General features: G+C 53.2%; 1 rRNA gene. It reads right to left on the reverse strand.

Annotation, left to right across the window (positions count from 1 at the left end):
• Positions 1 to 1,125, reverse strand: a 23S ribosomal RNA gene (locus tag IAE27_RS29260); the annotation flags it as partial.

Below are 1,125 nucleotides of genomic sequence, written 5' to 3' on the forward strand. Positions count from 1 at the left end.
AGCCAGCTGGTATCTTCGACTGATTTCAGCTCCATGAGCAAGTCACTTCACTTACCATCAGCGTGCCTTCTCCCGAAGTTACGGCACCATTTTGCCTAGTTCCTTCACCCGAGTTCTCTCAAGCGCCTTGGTATTCTCTACCTGACCACCTGTGTCGGTTTGGGGTACGATTTGATGTTACCTGATGCTTAGAGGCTTTTCCTGGAAGCAGGGCATTTGTCACTTCAGCACCGTAGTGCCTCGTCATCACACCTCAGCGTTAGTGACGTTCCGGATTTACCTGGAACATCCGCCTACATGCTTAAACCGGGACAACCGTCGCCCGGCCAACATAGCCTTCTCCGTCCCCCCTTCGCAGTAACACCAAGTACAGGAATATTAACCTGTTTCCCATCGACTACGCCTTTCGGCCTCGCCTTAGGGGTCGACTCACCCTGCCCCGATTAACGTTGGACAGGAACCCTTGGTCTTCCGGCGTGCGGGTTTTTCACCCGCATTATCGTTACTTATGTCAGCATTCGCACTTCTGATACCTCCAGCAACCCTCACAGGCCACCTTCAACGGCTTACAGAACGCTCCCCTACCCAACAACACATAGTGTCGCTGCCGCAGCTTCGGTGCATGGTTTAGCCCCGTTACATCTTCCGCGCAGGCCGACTCGACCAGTGAGCTATTACGCTTTCTTTAAATGATGGCTGCTTCTAAGCCAACATCCTGGCTGTCTGGGCCTTCCCACATCGTTTCCCACTTAACCATGACTTTGGGACCTTAGCTGGCGGTCTGGGTTGTTTCCCTCTTCACGACGGACGTTAGCACCCGCCGTGTGTCTCCCGTGATAACATTCTTCGGTATTCGTAGTTTGCATCGGGTTGGTAAGTCGGGATGACCCCCTAGCCGAAACAGTGCTCTACCCCCGAAGATGAGTTCACGAGGCGCTACCTAAATAGCTTTCGGGGAGAACCAGCTATCTCCCGGTTTGATTGGCCTTTCACCCCCAGCCACAAGTCATCCGCTAATTTTTCAACATTAGTCGGTTCGGTCCTCCAGTTAGTGTTACCCAACCTTCAACCTGCCCATGGCTAGATCACCGGGTTTCGGGTCTATACCCTGCAACTTAACGCCCA

This window comes from Klebsiella sp. S69, assembly GCF_016516145.1.
GTDB classification, from domain to species: Bacteria; Pseudomonadota; Gammaproteobacteria; order Enterobacterales; family Enterobacteriaceae; genus Klebsiella; species Klebsiella oxytoca.